The sequence below is a fragment of the Streptomyces sp. cg35 genome, from assembly GCF_050410835.1.
Classification (GTDB): domain Bacteria; phylum Actinomycetota; class Actinomycetes; order Streptomycetales; family Streptomycetaceae; genus Streptomyces.
Genome location: NZ_CP191268.1, coordinates 4400955 through 4417598, shown reverse-complemented (window position 1 = coordinate 4417598; position 16644 = coordinate 4400955). Strand labels below are relative to the sequence as shown.

Sequence of the window (16644 nt, the reverse complement as noted above, 5' to 3'; positions counted from 1 at the left end):
GGCCGTCCTCCCCCTGGAGCGCGCGAAACCCTCGCGCCCCATTTATGTATCGATGACTACAGAAAGACCGTAGCAGCCCCCGCCCTCATTTCTCTACTGTCCATTACAGAAATAATCCGGGCCCGCCGCCGCCCCGGCCCTCGGTACTCTTGCGCCCATGTACGGATACGAGCAGCACGCCGGAGGGGCCGCTGCCGGGCAGCAGTACGCGCCGCCGCAGCAGGGCGGGTACGGGCAGCAGGCGCCGCCGCTGTACCCGGAGCCGTCGCCGCCCTCGCTCCCCGACGCGGTCCGCGCGTTCACCACCGGCTCGATGTCCGCCGAGGACTTCCAGCAGATCTTCGCGTCGTCGAAGGTCTACTGCCCGCGCGGCGACAACCCGGGCTTCCTCGCCCTGCACAACACCCAGCAGCCGGTGATCCCCATGTTCACCACGCTCAAGGAGCTGCGCCGGTACGCGGGCAAGGAGTCCAAGTACTTCGTGATCACCGGCGCCGAGGTGATCGACCTGCTGCCCACCGGGTACGGCTTCGTCCTCGACATGGAGGGCGAGCACCGGATGGTCTTCGACGCGAAGGCGGTCGAGCAGATGGTCGACTTCGCGATGCGCCGCATGTACGGCTGACACCCCGATCGACGACGGCGCGAAGGACGCCCGGAGGGAATTCCCTCCGGGCGTTCGTCGTTCCAGGTGGCAGAAAGTTCTACGTTCAACTAAAGTCGAGGCACGAGGACGCCAAGGAGGTCCCCAAAATGCCCGCTGTGACCGTCGAGAACCCGCTGACCCTGCCCCGTGTGGCCGCGCCGGCGGACGCCGTGGCCCGCCCGGTGCTGGCCGTGACGACCGCGCCCAGCGGATTCGAAGGGGAGGGCTTCCCGGTACGCCGCGCGTTCGCCGGGATCAACTACAAGTACCTCGACCCGTTCATCATGATGGACCAGATGGGCGAGGTGGAGTACGCCCCCGGAGAGCCCAAGGGCACGCCCTGGCACCCACACCGCGGCTTCGAGACCGTGACGTACATCATCGACGGCACCTTCATCCACCAGGACTCGCACGGCGGTGGCGGCACCATCACCAACGGCGACACCCAGTGGATGACGGCGGGTTCCGGCCTGCTGCACATCGAGGCGCCGCCGGAGTCGCTCGTCATGTCCGGCGGCCTCTTCCACGGCCTGCAGCTGTGGGTGAACCTGCCGGCGAAGGACAAGATGCAGGACCCGCGCTACCAGGACATCCGCGGCGGCCAGGTCAAGCTGCTCACCACCGAGGACGGCGGCGCGCTGCTCCGCGTCATCGCCGGTGAGTTCGACGGCCACGAGGGCCCCGGCATCACGCACACGCCGATCACGATGGTGCACGCCACCGTCCGCCCCGGCGCCGAGGCGACCCTGCCCTGGCGCGAGGACTACAACGGTCTCGTGTACGTGCTCGCCGGCCGCGGCACCGTGGGCGCCGACCGGCGTCCGGTCCACATGGGCCAGACCGCGGTCTTCGGCGCGGGCTCGTCCCTGACGGTGCGGGCCGACGAGTCGCAGGACTCGAACACCCCGGACCTCGAAGTGGTCATCCTGGGCGGTCAGCCGATCCGTGAGCCCATGGCGCACTACGGCCCGTTCGTGATGAACACCAAGGCCGAACTCCAGCAGGCCTTCGACGACTTCCAGGCCGGCCGCCTGGGCGTCATCCCCTCCGCCGAGCGTCTGCCGCACACGTAAGCCCACGTGAGCACAGCGCTCCCCGAACGTGACGGCCCGCCGACTCTGCACCCGGCGGGCCGTCACCTGTATGCGGTCCCTCGTCCGTCCGGCCGCCCCTCCTTTGCATGACGCCTCGTCACCCGGCCGGACCGGTCCGGCGGGTGGGGGCGGCCCGGCCATGATCGGCTGGGCGGGTGCAGACCCGTCAGCAGCTCCTTCCCGAACCCGCCCGCCGCATCGGTGCCTGGTGCGCGGTGGCGCTGCTCGTCACCGGTGTCGCCGCGGTCGGCATCTGGCTGTGCACCGAGCTCAAGACCGCCGTGGTCCCGGTGCTGCTCGCCCTGCTCGGCACCGCGCTGCTGCGCCCCGTCTACCTCGCCCTGCGCCGCGCCAAGGTGCAGCAGTCGCTCGCGTCGGGCCTGACCTGCGCGCTGATCCTGATCGTCGTCGGCGGCGCCGGGTACATCGTCGTCGCGGCCCTGATCGATACCGGCGACCAGATCCTGGCCTCCCTGAAACAGGCCGCCAAGGACCTCTCCGAACGGTTCGGCACCGGCGCGCTCGACCTCGACCACCTCGCCGACAACGCCCAGGAACTGCTCAAGAAGTACGGCGGCGACGCGGCGTCCGGCGTGATCAGCGGGCTCAGCGTGGCCGGTGAGATCGTCGCCATGGCGGTCCTCGCGCTGCTGCTGTGCTTCTTCTTCCTGCGGGACGCCGGACGCTTCCGCCAGGCCCTGCGGCAGGCGGCTCCCGGCCCCGCGGGCGAGACCCTGGAGGCCATCGCGCGCCGGGCCTTCGCCGCGATCTCCGGCTTCATGCGCGGCACCACCCTGATCGCCCTCATCGACGCGACCTGCATCGGCGTCGGACTGCTCATCCTGCGGGTGCCCGGCGCGGTGGGACTCGCCGCGCTCGTCTTCGTCGGCGCCTACATCCCCTACCTCGGGGCCTTCATCTCCGGCGCGGTCGCCGTGCTCGTCGCCCTCGCCGACCGGGGGTTCATCATCGCCGTCTGGGCACTGGGCGTGGTCCTCGCGGTGCAGGTGCTCGAAGGGCACGTGCTCCAGCCGATGATCCAGTCGCGCACCGTGCAGATGCACCCGGCGGTGGTGCTGCTCGCCATCACGGCGGGAGCCTCCGTCGCCGGGATCCTCGGCATGCTGCTCGCGGTGCCGCTGACGGCCGCCGCGTTCGGCATCATCAACGAACTGCGCGGCCGCTACGGGGCCGGGTCCGCCGTTTCACGTGAAACGGCGTCGGGCTCGGCCGACGGCTCGTAGAACTCGAACCAGATGCTCTTGCCCTCGCCCTGAGGATCGACGCCCCACCGCTCGGCGAGCAGCTCCATCAGCACCAGACCCCGCCCGGACGAGGCGAGTTCACCGGGCCGGCGCCTGTGCGGCAGATCGTCCGAGGCGTCCGCCACCTCGACCCGCATCCGGCGCGGTCCCTCGCCGCCGCTGGCGACCTCGGCGACCATCAGGGCGTCGCCGTCGGTGTGCACCAGGACGTTCGTGACCATCTCCGAGATGAGCAGCACCGCCGAGTCGACCTGGTCCTCGTCCGCCCAGTCGTGCAGCAGCTCCCGCAGCTGCTGACGGGCGGCCGCGATCCGCTCCGGCTCGGCCTGGGCGATCGTCATCGCCGTGCGGCGGGCGGTGGTGGGTCCGGTCGACAGCGTCGTGCGCCGCAGCAGCAGCAGCGCTATGTCGTCCTCGCGGCGGTCGGCCAGCGGGCCGGTGGTGTAGTGCGAGGAGGGGCCGTGCACCGTCTGGACGAGGGCGTCGGCCAGCTCCTCCAGCTCCTTCGCGGCGTCCGACTCCAGCGTCGTGCGCACCCGCGACCAGCCGGTGTCGAGATCGTGCCCGCCCGTCTCGATCAGACCGTCCGTGCACAGCAGCAGTGTCTCGCCGGGCTCCAGGACGAGCCGGGTCGTGGGGTAGTCGGCGTCCGGGTCGACACCGAGCGGCAGCCCGCCGGCCGTGGGCCGGGTCATGACCGTGCCGTCGGCCATGCGTATCGCCGGGTCGGGATGCCCGGCGCGGGCGATCTCCAGCACCCCGGTCGCCGGGTCGGCCTCCACGTACAGGCAGGTCGCGAAGCGCGGATCGTCCGTGCTTCCTTCGGCCCCGCCGGTCGCGCCGGTCCCCCCGTGGACGGTGTCGCCGATGCCGTGCAGGAAGCGCGAGGCGCGGGACAGGACGGCGTCGGGACGGTGCCCCTCCGACGCGTAGGCGCGCAGGGCGATACGGAGCTGCCCCATCAGGCCCGCCGCGCGCACGTCGTGGCCCTGGACGTCGCCGATGACCAGGGCGATGTGGCCGTTGGGCAGCGGGATCATGTCGTACCAGTCGCCGCCGACCTGGAGGCCGCCGCCGGTCGGCACATAGCGGGCCGCGATGCTCATGCCGGGGATCTCGGGGCCGAGATTCGGCAGCATCGACTGCTGCAGGCCGTCCGTCAGCTCCCGCTCGGACTCGGTGACCACGGCCCGCGACAGCGCCTGCGCCAGCATCCGCGCCACCGTCGTCAGGACCGAGCGCTCGTCGGGCGTGAAGGACACCGGGTAGGCGAAGCCCGCCATCCACGCGCCGATCGTGCGGCCCGCGACGATGAGCGGCAGGAACGCCCACGACTGGCGCTTGAACCGGGCCGCCAGCGGCCAGGCCGCCGGATAGCGGGTGCGGTACTCGTCCGGTGACGACAGATAGACCGCGCGCCCGTTGCGTACGACCTCGGCCGCCGGATAGTCCGTGGCCAGGTCCATGTCCGTGAAGGGACCCTCGGCGCCCGCCTGCTGGCCGTGGTGGCCGATGACGTTGAGCCGGTCGCCCGCGACGCCGAACACCGCGAGGCCCTCCGGCGAGAACCCCGGCATCGACAGGCCCGCCGCGACCCGCAGCACCTCCTCCGTCGAACCGGCCTCCGCCAGCGCCCGGCCCGCGTCCAGCAGGAACGCCTCGCGCGAGCGCCGCCAGTCGCCGGTGACCGGCGAGCGGGAGGCGGCGCCCGGCGACGGCTCGCTGACCTCCTGGAGCGTGCCGATCAGCTCGAACGAGTCCGGGGAGTCACCGTGGACCACCGGCTTGGAGCGGCTGCGCACCGTACGGATGACCCGGCCCTGCTCGTCCATGATCCGCAGCCGGGCCTCGGCGAGGGTGCCCTCCGCGACGGCGAGCTGCACGATGCCGTCTATCTCGTTCCAGTCGACCGGGTGGAAACGGGCCCTGACCCCGGACTCCGTCAGCGTCAGCTGCTCCCCGGGCGGCACGGACAGCCCGAGGAGCCGGGCGGCCTCGGTGTCGAAGGTGACGAGGCCCGCCCGGTTGTCCCACCGCCACAGTCCGGTCGCGAGAGCGGCGAGGACGTCCTCCACCGGAGGGAGGGGCTCACCAGTGCGCATGGCCCCACTCTAAGAAGAGGTGATCGTGGACGGCCACCTCGACTGTTCGGAAAGCGATCTTGAGGCGGCCGGTACCCTTGGGGAGATCCGGGTTGTCTCCCCGGGAACCCCGAACGCAAAGGCTGGATGAACGACGATGCATCGGTACAGGTCCCACACCTGCGGCGAGCTCCGCGCCTCTGACGTCGACACCGACGTCCGGCTGAGCGGCTGGCTGCACAATCGCCGAGACCTGGGCGGCATCCTCTTCATCGATCTGCGCGACCACTACGGCATCACGCAGCTCGTCGCCCGTCCCGGTACCAAGGCCGCCGAGGTCCTCGACAAGCTGACGAAGGAGACGGTCGTCCGCGTCGACGGCAAGGTCGTCTCCCGCGGCGCGGACAACGTCAACCCGGAGCTGCCCACCGGCGAGATCGAGATCGAGGCCGCCGAGGTCGAGGTGCTCGGCGCCGCCCAGCAGCTGCCGTTCCAGATCAACCAGGACGACGGGGTCGGCGAGGAGCGCCGCCTGGAGTACCGCTTCCTGGACCTGCGCCGCGAGCGCATGCACAAGAACATCATGCTGCGCAGCGCCGTGATCGCCTCGATCCGCTCGAAGATGGTCGCCCTCGGCTTCAACGAGATGGCGACGCCGATCCTCACCGCGACCTCCCCCGAGGGCGCCCGTGACTTCGTCGTCCCGTCCCGCCTGAACCCGGGCAAGTTCTACGCGCTGCCGCAGGCCCCGCAGCAGTTCAAGCAGCTGCTGATGATCTCCGGCTTCGACCGCTACTTCCAGATCGCGCCGTGCTTCCGCGACGAGGACGCGCGCGCGGACCGCTCGCCGGGCGAGTTCTACCAGCTCGACGTCGAGATGAGCTTCGTCGAGCAGGAAGACGTCTTCCAGCCGATCGAGAAGCTCATGACGGAGCTGTTCACGGAGTTCGGCGGCGGCCGCGAGGTCACCAGCCCGTTCCCGCGCATCCCGTTCCGCGAGTCGATGCTCAAGTACGGCAACGACAAGCCGGACCTGCGCGCCCAGCTGGAGCTCGTCGACATCACCGACGTGTTCGAGGGCTCGGAGTTCAAGGCGTTCGCCGGCAAGCACGTGCGTGCGCTGCCGGTGCCGGACACCGCGTCGCAGTCCCGCAAGTTCTTCGACGGCCTGGGCGACTACGCGGTCGAGCAGGGCGCGAAGGGCCTGGCCTGGATCCGCGTCGGCGAGGACGGCACGTTCGCGGGCCCGATCGCCAAGTTCCTCACCGAGGAGAACGTCAAGGTCCTCACCGAGCGCCTCGGCCTGAAGGCCGGGCACGCCGTGTTCTTCGGCGCCGGCGAGTTCGACGAGGTCTCCAAGATCATGGGCGCCGTCCGTGTCGAGGCCGCCAAGCGCGCCGGGCACTTCGAAGAGGGCGTCTTCCGCTTCTGCTGGATCGTCGACTTCCCGATGTACGAGAAGGACGAGGAGACCGGCAAGATCGACTTCTCCCACAACCCGTTCTCCATGCCGCAGGGCGGTATGCAGGACCTGGAGGAGAAGGACCCGCTGGACATCCTGGCCTGGCAGTACGACATCGTCTGCAACGGCATCGAGCTGTCCTCCGGCGCGATCCGGAACCACGAGCCCGACATCATGCTCAAGGCCTTCGAGATCGCCGGCTACGACCGCGACACCGTCGAGCACGAGTTCGCGGGCATGCTCCGCGCGTTCCGCTTCGGCGCCCCGCCGCACGGCGGGATCGCCCCGGGCGTCGACCGTATCGTCATGCTCCTCGCCGACGAGCCGAACATCCGGGAGACCATCGGCTTCCCGCTGAACGGCAACGCGCAGGACCTGATGATGGGCGCGCCCACCGAGCTGGACGAGTCGCGCCTGCGCGAGCTCAACATCCAGCTGCGCAAGCCGGTGGAGAAGAAGTAACCCTGCACCTGGAAGGGCCCGGAACCGCTCGTGGTTCCGGGCCCTTCGCCGTACCGGCGGCTGTGCGGGGTCACTTTCCGTGATCGACCTGTCATTGTCGGAGGGGGCACTTAATGTGAAGACAGCACCTGATCCGCGATGACGTAGGTGGGGAGGCCGTCATGAGTCTCGTAGAGGAGCGGTCCGCCGTGGTCCTTGACCAGGACGAGTTCGAGCAGCTGGCGCGCGATGCCATACGGACGAATGAGTCACTGCGCCTGGAGTTCATCGACGGAAAGCTGGGGGCCAAGGCCGTGCCGGACGGCGATCACGACACGATCATCGAGTGGCTGACACGGCTGTGCATGCAGGCCGACCCGGGGCGCTGGCTCTACCCGGAACGGGGGCTGCGAGTGGAGACGTATCGGAAGGGCAATGCCCGGCCCGACGGCACTCTCGCTCCGAGCGGCACCTTCGCGGGCCAGGGCGAGTGGGCCAGCGCGGACGGGGTCGTCATGGTCGTCGAGGTCACGTCCAACGACCGTGACACCACCAATCAGCGCGACCGTGTCGAGAAGCCTCGTGCCTATGCCGAGACCGGCATCCCGGTCTACCTGCTGATCGACCGGGAAACCGGCGAGGTGAAGGTGCACTCCCAGCCCGACGGAGTCCGCTACGAGCAGGTGGTGACGGTGCCGTTCGGTAAGTCGGTCACCCTGCCCGATCCGGTCGGCATCGAGCTCGATACGGCGCCGCTGAAGGACTGGGCGAGCTGAGCGACGGCACGTGGAAGGCCCCGGAACCGCGATCGGTTCCGGGGCCTTCCACGTCAGGGCGTCAGGAGGCCGGCTCGCCGCCGAAGCGCTCCTTGTAGGACTCCAGGTCTTCGTCGGTGATCTTGGCGAAGAGGACCGGGGGGACGGTGAACGCGGTGCCCGCGGGGACCTTCGTCAGGGACTTCGCCTCGTCGGCCGTCACCCACGTCGCGGTGTCGTCCGTGAGGGTGAACGCGGCGCGCATGGCGGCGGCGGACGCCGGGATGAACGGCTCGGAGACCACCGAGTAGAGGTGGATCAGGTTCATCGCCGTCCGCAGGGTCAGCGCGGCGCCGTCCTTGTCCGTCTTGATCTCCAGCCAGGGGGCCTTCTCCTCCAGGTAGGAGTTGCCCGCGGACCACAGGGCGCGCAGCGCGGCCGCGGCCTTGCGGAACTGGAGGGCCTCCATCTGCTCCTCGTACTCGGCGAGGAGGCGGGAGATCTCGGCGCCCAGGTTCGCCTCCGCCTCGCCGGGCTCGCCGCCCGCCGGGACGTCGTCGCCGAAGCGCTTGCGGGAGAAGGACAGGACGCGGTTCACGAAGTTGCCGAGGGTGTCGGCCAGGTCCTTGTTCACCGTCGCCGTGAAGTGCTCCCACGTGAACGACGAGTCGTCCGACTCCGGGGCGTTGGCGATGAGGAAGTAGCGCCAGTAGTCGGCCGGCAGGATCGCGAGCGCCTGGTCGGTGAAGACACCGCGCTTCTGCGACGTGGAGAACTTGCCGCCGTAGTACGTCAGCCAGTTGAAGGCCTTGAGATAGTCGACCTTCTTCCACGGCTCACGGACGCCCATCTCCGTCGCCGGGAACATGACGGAGTGGAACGGCACGTTGTCCTTCGCCATGAACTCCGTGTACCGGACGTCGGCGGCGCCCTCGGGCTCGTACCACCACGACTTCCAGTCGCGGTTCGCCGGGTCCTGGTCGGCCCACTCCTTCGTCGACCCGATGTACTCGATCGGGGCGTCGAACCAGACGTAGAAGACCTTGCCCTCGGCGGCCAGCTCCGGCCAGGTGTCGGCCGGGACCGGGACGCCCCAGTCCAGGTCGCGGGTGATCGCCCGGTCGTTCAGGCCCTCGGTCAGCCACTTGCGGGCGATGGACGAGGACAGCTGCGGCCACTCGTCGGCGACCTCGTCGATCCAGGTCTCGACCTCGCCCTGGAGCTTCGACTGGAGCAGGAAGAGGTGCTTGGTCTCGCGGATCTCCAGCTCCGTGGAGCCGGAGATCGCGGAGCGCGGGTCGATCAGGTCGGTCGGGTCCAGGACACGGGTGCAGTTCTCGCACTGGTCGCCGCGGGCCTTGTCGTAGCCGCAGTGCGGGCAGGTGCCCTCGACGTAGCGGTCCGGCAGGAAGCGGCCGTCGGCGGGCGAGTACACCTGGCGGATGGCCCGCTCCTCGATGAACCCGTTCTCGTTCAGCTTCCGGGCGAAGTGCTGGGTCAGCTCCGCGTTCTGCTCCGACGAGCTGCGGCCGAAGTGGTCGAAGGCCAGCTGGAAGCCGTCGTAGACCGCCTTCTGCGCGTCGTGCGCCTGCGCGCAGAACTCGGCGACCGGGAGGCCCTGCTCCTTCGCGGCCAGCTCGGCCGGGGTGCCGTGCTCGTCCGTGGCGCAGATGTACAGCACGTCGTGGCCGCGCTGGCGCAGGTAGCGGGCGTAGACGTCGGCCGGGAGCATGGACCCCACCATGTTGCCCAGGTGCTTGATCCCGTTGATGTACGGAAGGGCGCTGGTGATGAGGTGTCGAGCCATCGGGGGCTGCTCCCAAGTCGAGACGAGGCGTTGCGCGGAGTGACGAATTTCGTCCGCGGAATCTAGAAATCGTATCCGACATGGGGTGGCCGCCCGCGCGGTGTTTACTGCGCGGACGGCCGGGATGGGACGGGACGCCGGTTACGGGCGCCAGGCCGCCAGTACGCCGTCGTACAGCTCGGCGTCGGTCAGCTCGCGCGGGGCCGGGCCCGCGTGGAAGAAGGCGGCGTTGTCCGCCTTCAGCTTGCGCAGGTAGTCGAAGCCCTTGGCGTCGTGCTCGCCGAACGCGACGAACTGGAAGAACAGGGGCAGGTGCGCGGCCGCGGCCAGCGCCTCGTTCGCCGGGCGCTGGACGTCCGGCGGGCCGTCCGTCTGGAAGACGACCAGCGCCGGGGCGGCCGGGTCGTCGCTCTTCTCGTGCTGCGCCACGACCTCCTCGATGGCGCGGTGGTAGCTGGTGCGGCCCATCCGGCCGGCCGCCGCGTGCCACTCGTCGACCTTGTTCTCGTACGCGTCCAGGGCGAGGTCGCCGGTGGCGTCGATGTCGGTCGAGAAGAACACCGTGTGGACGGTCGGGGTCCCGCGCTCGTCGAGGTGGGCGGCGAGGGCGAGGGTCTGCTCGGCCAGGGCGCTCACCGAGCCGTCCTTGAAGTACGGGCGCATGGACCCGGAGCGGTCGACCACGAGGTACACCGTGGCGCGGGCCCCGGTGAGCCCCTGCTTCTTCAGGGCGGTCCCGGCGGCCTTGTACGCGGCGGTGAGGCCCGGGGCGCGGGTCTTCACCTTGGCGGCGGTGTGAGCGGGGCGCGCCGCGGGTTTGGCCGGTTCTTCGCCGGTGGGGCTGTCTTCGGTGCGGGGGGTCGTGGCGGGGGTCTTGTCGGCGCCCTTGTCCTCGGTGCCCGGGGTTGTGGTTTCGCCGGCGCTGTCGTCGGCGGCCCTGTCCTCGGTGCTCGGGGTGGTGGTGCTGGCTGCGACGGGGTCGGCGGCCTTGTCCTCGGTGTCCGGGGTGGTGGTGCTGGCTGCGACGGGGGTGCCGCCCTCGTCCTCGGTGCCCGGCGCCGGGGGCTGTGCCCACCCGTCCCGCCCAGCGGGACGATTGCCCACAGCGGGGGCTGCCTCGTCCGCGACGGGCTCCGCCGGAGCCGGGGCTTCCGCCTTCGCCGGGCTCTTGGCCTTGGCCGCCTTCGCCCGAGCCTTGGGCTTCGCCGGGCTGTCCGCCTGCGCCTCCGCCTCGGCCGGAGCCTCAGCCTCGGCCTTCGCCGGGGTCTCCGCCTTCGCCGGGGCCTCGACCTCAGCCGGGGCCTCGACCTCGGCCGGAATCCCCGCCGCCGGGGTCTCCGCCTCAGCCGGGGCCTCGACCTCAGCCGGAGCTGCGGTGTCGGTCGGCGCATCGACCGTCACCGGGGTTTCTACCTCGGCCGGAGCTTCCTTTGCCACCGGGGCATCGACCTCAGCCGGGGTCTCTACCTTGGCCGGAGCCTCCGCCGCCGGGGTCTCCGCCTCGGCCGGAGTCTCTACCTTGGCCGGAACCTCCGCCGCCGGAGCCGCGACCTCGGCCGGAACCTCCTCCGTCACCGGAGCCTCGACCTCAGCCGGAACCTCCTCCGCCGCCGGAGCCGCGACCTCGGCCGGAACCTCCTCCGTCACCGGAGCCTCGACCTCGGCCGGAGTCTTCTCCGGGGCGGGGGCCACTCGTTCCGTGCCGAGTGGCTGGGCCGGCTTCGGTACCGCGACGTTGTCGAAGGCCGCGGACACCAGGTCGTCGGCCGCCCCCGTCGACGGTCCGGGCACCTTCGGCTTCTCCGTGGACGCGGCCGGCTCCGGCGACGGTGCCGGCAGCGTGACCTCCGGTTCCGCCACGGCGGCGGACTCCGTGTCCCTCTTCCGGGACCGCCCGAACGCGTTCCGCAGCAGATCCAGAATGCCCATGTGCGCAACCTTCCGCATGAGTTGGTCCCCAAAGTCCCTGGAACCCCTGGCCAGGGCGGACACGTAAGGTTAGCCGCCACGGACCGTGATCTTGGGAAGGGTCGGTCCGATCGGCCGAGCGCGCAACTGCCGCCCTCCCCGGACAGGTTCACTCCCCGTTCACGCGCCGTCCCCCCGCACGCACCCGCACCCCCCTAGCGTCGCGCCCGACACGAATCGCAAAGGGGAGGAAAAGCGTGCGCAAAATGCTGCCGCTGGTCACGGTCAACGGGGGTCACGCCGGGGGGCGTTCGGCACTGACATGCCGGTTCCGGTGCGGTGACGCCTGTTTCCAGGAGGTGCCCAACACCAGCGACAACGAGTACGTCGGCGACGTGATCGCCGGCGCGCTCAGCCGCCGTTCGATGCTGCGCACCGCCGCCGTGGTGACCGTCGCGGCCGCCGCCGGTTCGGCCGTCGTCGGGACGGGCGCGCCGAGCGCCCGGGCCGCCACCGGTGGCGCCGCCGCCCCGGCCTCGTACGAGAGAGGTGAACGCGGGGCGCGCGGGCTGCGGTTCGCGCCGGTCGCGCCGAACACCGCCGACACGGTCACCGTTCCGCGCGGGCACGCCCAGAACGTCGTCATCCGCTGGGGCGAGCCGATCCTGCGCGGGGCGCCCGCCTTCGACCCGGAGAAGCAGAGCGGCCGGGCGCAGGCCGGGCAGTTCGGGTACAACAACGACTTCCTGAGCCTGCTGCCGCTGCGCGGGGAGCGCGGGCGCCAGGTCCTCGTCGCCAATCACGAGTACACGGACGAGGTGTTGATGTTCCGGGGGTACGACCCCGCGAACCCCACCCGTGAGCAGGTCGAGGTGGCCTGGGCCGCGCACGGGCTGTCCGTCGTCGTGGTCGAGGAGAGCCGCAGGAGCGGTGCCCTGAACGCCGTCTCCCGGCACCGCCTCAACCGCCGTCTCACCGCGACCAGCCCGTTCCGTCTGTCCGGGCCGGTCGCGGGCAGCGCGCTCGTCCGTACGAAGGCGGACCCGCGCGGCACCACCGTCCTCGGCACGCTCAACAACTGCTCGGGCGGCACCACCCCATGGGGCACCACGCTGCACGGCGAGGAGAACTTCAACCAGTACTTCGCGAACGCCCAGGACGTGACCGACCCGACCGTCGCCGCCCGCCTCAAGCGGTACGGCGTCGGCGGCGGCGCCTCCGAGCGGAAGTGGGAGCGGTTCGACGAGCGCTTCGACCTGACCCAGGAGCCGAACGAGGTCAACCGGTTCGGCTGGGTCGTCGAGCTCGACCCGTACGACCCGGACTCGACGCCCCGTAAGCGCACCGCCCTCGGCCGCTTCAAGCACGAGGCCGCGCAGCCGCGGCTGACCGCCGACGGCCGGCCCGTCGTGTACATGGGGGACGACGAGCGCTTCGACTACTTCTACAAGTTCGTGAGCAGCAAGCGTGTCGCCAAGGGCGGCTCGCGGGCCGCGCACGAGCACAACCTCACCCTTCTCGACGAGGGCACGCTGTACGTCGCCAAGCTGACCGGGAACTCCCCGGCGGGCGAGATCGACGGCTCCGGGAAGCTGCCCTCCGACGGGGAGTTCGACGGCGGCGGTACGTGGATCCCGCTGGCCACCGCCTACGCGCACGGCCGCGCCGTGTCGCACGTCGAGGGCATGAGCGCCGACGAGGTGTACCTCTTCACGCGGTTCGCCGGTGACAAGGTGGGCGCCACCAAGATGGACCGGCCCGAGGACATCGAGCCGTCGCCGCGCACCGGCAAGGTGTACGTCGCGCTCACCAACAACACGGACCGCGGCAAGGCGGGCAAGGCCGGCGCGGACGAGGCCAACCCGCGCAACCTCAACAAGCACGGGCAGATCCTGGAGCTGACCGAGCACCGCGACCGGGCCGAGGCGACGTCCTTCGGCTGGTCGCTGTTCCTCGTGGCCGGTGACCCGGAGGACCCGGCCACGTACTTCGCGGGCTTCCCGAAGGACCGGGTCAGCCCCATCTCCTGCCCGGACAACGTGGCCTTCGACCCGCACGGCAACCTGTGGATCTCGACGGACGGCAACCAACTCGGTTCGCACGACGGCCTGTTCGGGGTCGCCACCCGTGGTGAGCGGCGCGGTGAGCTGAAGCAGTTCCTGACCATGCCGACCGGGGCCGAGACCTGTGGTCCGCTGGTGCAGGACCGGCGTGTGATCGTCGCCGTGCAGCACCCGGGCGAGGTCGACGGCGCCTCCGTGGAGAAGCCCGCGAGCGCCTGGCCGGACGGGCCGGGCCGGATCGTGCGGCCCGCGGTGGTGTCCGTGTGGCGTGAGGACGGCCGCGACATCGGCGTCTGATTCCCGGCAGATACGGAAAAGGCTGTCGGGGCGTCCCCCGAGGGCGCCCCGACAGCCTTTCCGTACGGTCTCGTTACGTCAGTTGTTGTGCTTGCGGCGGTAGACGGTGAAGCCCAGGCCGGCCGCGCCGAGCGCCGCCGCACCGGCGCCCGCGGCGATCAGCGGGGTCTGGTCGGAGCCGGAGGTGTGCGCCGCGACGTTCTCCGCGCCCGCCTTCACGCCGCCCTGCGGGAGCGTGCGGTCGCCGCCCGTGTGCGGGACGACCGGGGCGGTCTTCTTGTCCTGCTGCCCGTGCTGCCCGTGCTGGTTGTGCTTGCCGGAGCCGTCGAGCCACGAGGTGACCGTGCCGTTCGACTTCAGGGCGACGTGCAGACCGTTGTGCTGCCCGTACGCCGTCCTGTCCTTGGCGTCGAGGGTGTCGAGCTTCTTGCCGTGGGCGTAGATGTCGGCCTGGTAGTGGCACGGGTCCAGCTTGTAGACCTTGGCGACCGAGACCCCGTCGGCCAGCTCGACCGTCTTCACGTAGTGCCGCTTGGCGTCCGGCACCGGCTTCGGGTGGCCGTCGGTCCAGGACTTCAGCGTGCCGTCCGGGTCGAGGACGATGTGCAGGCCGTTGTTCATGGCCTTCGCCGTCTTGCCGTTCGCGTCGACCGTGCCGAGCTTGGTGCTGCCGTCGTAGATGTCGGCCTGGTAGTGGTGGGCGCCCAGCTTGTAGATCTTCGCCGTGGAGCCGTCGGCCAGCTTGACCGTCTTCACGTACACGCGCTTGTGGTCGGGCTTCGGCTTGGGCGCCGGGGCCTTCTTCGACGTGATGGTGCCGTCGGCGGACAGCGTGAACGTGCGGTTGCCGATCTTGGTGCTGGCGTCGTCGATGTACGCCTTGAGGTGGCCCTTGACCGTGCCGTTCTGCGAGATCTCGGCCCTGGCGGACCGCGCCGAGGCGTTGACGTCGACCTTCGCGGACCAGCCGTCGCCCAGGTTCGTGGTGCCCTTCGACTCCCAGCCGCCCGGGACCGGCGGGTCGGTCTTGTCGCCGCTGCCGTCCTGGTCGGCGGTGAGCTGGCCGCTCGGGGTGAGCTGGAAGACGTAGCCGCCGGTGGTGGTCTTCGCGGCGGAGCCGTTCGCCTTGAGGGTGGTGACGAGGGCGCCGCCCTTGAATATGTCGGCCTCGGCGCCGTTGCTGCCGACCGTGTAGACCTTGGCGGAGAAGCCCTCGGCCAGGTCCACCGAGTTGATCAGCTTCCGGGCGTTCTGGTCCTGGTCCTGGTCCTGGCCCTGGTCGGGGTCCTGCTTGCCCTGGTTCTGGTCCGTGGTGTCCGTGGTCCCCTGGTCCTGGCCCTGGTTGCCCTGGTCGTCCGTGCCGTCCGTGCCGTCCGTGCCGTTCTGGGTGCCGTTCTGGTCCTGGTCGCCGGCGGTGACCGGCTGGGGCGCGGGCGTGGTGTCCGCGAAGGCGGCCGTGGCCGGGACGGCCAGGGCGGCGATGGCGCCTGTGGTGATCGTGGCGGTGCGGAAGGTACGTCGGGTGGCGCGCATGGTGCTTCCCTCGAGGATCGGTCCGGCCTGACGGCCAGTGGTCGTACAGAAGATTTGTCCGTTTCTGCGCCCCTTTGCGGTGGCGACGGATATGAAGTTAGAGCCGCCGTGTGTGCGTGGCCCGTACGTCGTGTAACAGCCGTGCCCACAGCCGGTCGCACTCCTGTAAATGGGTCAAAACCCCAGGTCAGGCCGGGTCCTGGACCTTCGTCCCGAATGTTGAGGGGCCTAGGTCGGTGCCCTGCAGGGAGAGCCGCTCCTGGTAGGCGGGGGCCTGGCGCGCCGCCTCTCCGTACGCGGCGCGCAGATCCGGCAGCACCGCGTCGAGCAGCGCCTCGGTGCGGGCCGCCAGCAGCAGCCGGACGCCCACGGGGTCGCCGTGCAGCGGCCGGATCGCCATGTCGGCGCGGGAGCGGGAGGTGGGCTGGCACAGGGCGACGACCTCGCCGGTCGCGACGAGGGACGCCGCGGTGAGGTAGTCGCCGTGCAGGACGCGCGGGTCGATGCCCGCGGAGCGCAGGGCGCGCAGCAGCCCGTCCCACTCGCCGTCCACGGTCGGGTCGACCATCCACCGGTCGCCGGCCAGGTCGGTGAGCCGGACGACGCTGCGCCGGGCCGCGGGATGGTCCGTGGCGAGCGAGACGAACTGCGGTTCGCGTTCCACGAGGACCCGGCAGACCAGGCCCGGCGGCATCCGCAGCGGGCTGCCCTCGACCTCGTGCACGAACGCCACGTCGAGCCCGCCCTCCGCGACCTGCCGCAGCAGCGCGTGCGCGGAGACGTCCACGCGCAGGGTCGGTTCCGTGCCGAGGGCGGCGGTGCTGGTCCGCAGCCGGCGCAGCCAGCCCGGCAGGGCGCGGCTCGCGGTGGACCCGATGCGCAGCCGGCCGGGGCCCTCGCCCGTGGTGGCGGCGGTCGCGCGGGTCTCCTCGACCAGGGTGCGCAGCCCGTCGACCAGCGGGCGGGCGCGGGTGAGCAGGACGCGGCCGAGCGGGGTGGGGCGGCAGCCGGTGCGCTCGCGGGTGAACAGCCGGCCGCCGAGGAAGTCCTCGATGCGGCGCAGTTGGGTGCTCAACGCGGGCTGGGTCATGCCGAGCCGGCGGGCCGCCTTGTGCAGGCTGCCGGTGTCCTCGATCGCGCACAGGGCGCGCAGGTGCCGCACGTCCAGCTCCATGGGCGTCGAGGGTAAGCCGGTCGCGTGGGTCGCACCAGTACGCCTCACGGGTTCCGTCCGGACCCGGTGGTGCCCCAACGCCCGGGTGATAACCCGGAGTTATCGCCAAGTGCCATCA

Annotated in this window: 11 protein-coding genes; 6 read left to right on the top strand and 5 right to left on the bottom strand. The window is 70.9% G+C overall.

The window, feature by feature from the left end:
- The first annotated feature begins 157 nt into the window (after positions 1-157).
- The 3 genes from ACQUQD_RS20000 (at position 158) to ACQUQD_RS19990 (ending at position 2984) form a co-directional block, all read left to right on the top strand.
- Positions 158-625, top strand: coding sequence for an SseB family protein (locus ACQUQD_RS20000; protein WP_428953488.1), 468 nt, complete (start codon positions 158-160; stop codon positions 623-625).
- Between the two features lie 128 nt (positions 626-753).
- Complete coding sequence (locus tag ACQUQD_RS19995; protein ID WP_428953487.1) at positions 754-1719, top strand: pirin family protein; 966 nt, start codon at positions 754-756, stop codon at positions 1717-1719.
- A gap of 176 nt (positions 1720-1895) precedes the next feature.
- Entirely contained in the window at positions 1896-2984 is a 1089-nt protein-coding gene (locus tag ACQUQD_RS19990; RefSeq protein ID WP_428953486.1) for an AI-2E family transporter, read from the top strand.
- Here ACQUQD_RS19990 and ACQUQD_RS19985 read toward each other — a convergent pair.
- Entirely contained in the window at positions 2924-5107 is a 2184-nt protein-coding gene (locus ACQUQD_RS19985) for an ATP-binding SpoIIE family protein phosphatase (protein WP_428953485.1), read from the bottom strand. The genes ACQUQD_RS19990 and ACQUQD_RS19985 overlap by 61 nt on opposite strands.
- A gap of 136 nt (positions 5108-5243) precedes the next feature.
- Here ACQUQD_RS19985 and aspS point away from each other — a divergent pair, with 136 nt between their 5' ends.
- On the top strand, positions 5244-7010 hold the full coding sequence (gene aspS / locus ACQUQD_RS19980; RefSeq protein WP_428953484.1) for an aspartate--tRNA ligase: 1767 nt from the start codon (positions 5244-5246) through the stop codon (positions 7008-7010).
- Between the two features lie 161 nt (positions 7011-7171).
- Positions 7172-7765 carry a Uma2 family endonuclease gene (locus ACQUQD_RS19975; RefSeq protein ID WP_428953483.1) on the top strand — a complete coding sequence of 198 codons (594 nt, stop codon included), beginning with the start codon at positions 7172-7174 and terminating at the stop codon, positions 7763-7765.
- 61 nt (positions 7766-7826) lie between these two features.
- On the opposite strand, the gene metG is transcribed toward ACQUQD_RS19975, so the two are convergent.
- Together metG and ACQUQD_RS19965 are read right to left on the bottom strand one after the other, a co-directional pair.
- Positions 7827-9551: a methionine--tRNA ligase gene (metG, locus tag ACQUQD_RS19970; protein ID WP_428953482.1), complete on the bottom strand. Its 1725-nt coding sequence runs from the start codon at positions 9549-9551 to the stop codon at positions 7827-7829.
- 141 nt (positions 9552-9692) lie between these two features.
- The gene (locus ACQUQD_RS19965; RefSeq protein WP_428953481.1) at positions 9693-11480 is read right to left on the bottom strand and encodes a VWA domain-containing protein; all 1788 of its coding nucleotides are present in this window, start codon (positions 11478-11480) and stop codon (positions 9693-9695) included.
- Positions 11481-11716: 236 nt separating this feature from the next.
- On the opposite strand from ACQUQD_RS19965, the gene ACQUQD_RS19960 reads away from it, so the two are divergent.
- Entirely contained in the window at positions 11717-13819 is a 2103-nt protein-coding gene (locus ACQUQD_RS19960; RefSeq protein ID WP_428953480.1) for a PhoX family protein, read from the top strand.
- Positions 13820-13897: 78 nt separating this feature from the next.
- Here the strand turns inward: ACQUQD_RS19960 and ACQUQD_RS19955 are convergent, their stop codons facing one another.
- Complete coding sequence (locus tag ACQUQD_RS19955) at positions 13898-15352, bottom strand: hypothetical protein (RefSeq protein ID WP_428953479.1); 1455 nt, start codon at positions 15350-15352, stop codon at positions 13898-13900.
- A 187-nt stretch (positions 15353-15539) separates the two neighbouring features.
- The gene (locus ACQUQD_RS19950; RefSeq protein ID WP_428953478.1) at positions 15540-16526 is read right to left on the bottom strand and encodes a LysR family transcriptional regulator; all 987 of its coding nucleotides are present in this window, start codon (positions 16524-16526) and stop codon (positions 15540-15542) included.
- Positions 16527-16644 lie beyond the last annotated feature (118 nt).

Excerpts from the sequence above, each read along its gene's own strand:
- ACQUQD_RS20000 (WP_428953488.1), top strand. The coding sequence starts at position 158 with ATGTACGGATACGAGCAGCACGCCGGAGGGGCCGCTGCCGGGCAGCAG.
- ACQUQD_RS19995 (WP_428953487.1), top strand. The coding sequence starts at position 754 with ATGCCCGCTGTGACCGTCGAGAACCCGCTGACCCTGCCCCGTGTGGCC.
- ACQUQD_RS19985 (WP_428953485.1), bottom strand. The coding sequence starts at position 5,107 with ATGCGCACTGGTGAGCCCCTCCCTCCGGTGGAGGACGTCCTCGCCGCT.
- aspS (WP_428953484.1), top strand. The coding sequence starts at position 5,244 with ATGCATCGGTACAGGTCCCACACCTGCGGCGAGCTCCGCGCCTCTGAC.
- ACQUQD_RS19975 (WP_428953483.1), top strand. The coding sequence starts at position 7,172 with ATGAGTCTCGTAGAGGAGCGGTCCGCCGTGGTCCTTGACCAGGACGAG.
- metG (WP_428953482.1), bottom strand. The coding sequence starts at position 9,551 with ATGGCTCGACACCTCATCACCAGCGCCCTTCCGTACATCAACGGGATC.
- ACQUQD_RS19965 (WP_428953481.1), bottom strand. The coding sequence starts at position 11,480 with ATGGGCATTCTGGATCTGCTGCGGAACGCGTTCGGGCGGTCCCGGAAG.
- ACQUQD_RS19955 (WP_428953479.1), bottom strand. The coding sequence starts at position 15,352 with ATGCGCGCCACCCGACGTACCTTCCGCACCGCCACGATCACCACAGGC.
- ACQUQD_RS19950 (WP_428953478.1), bottom strand. The coding sequence starts at position 16,526 with ATGGAGCTGGACGTGCGGCACCTGCGCGCCCTGTGCGCGATCGAGGAC.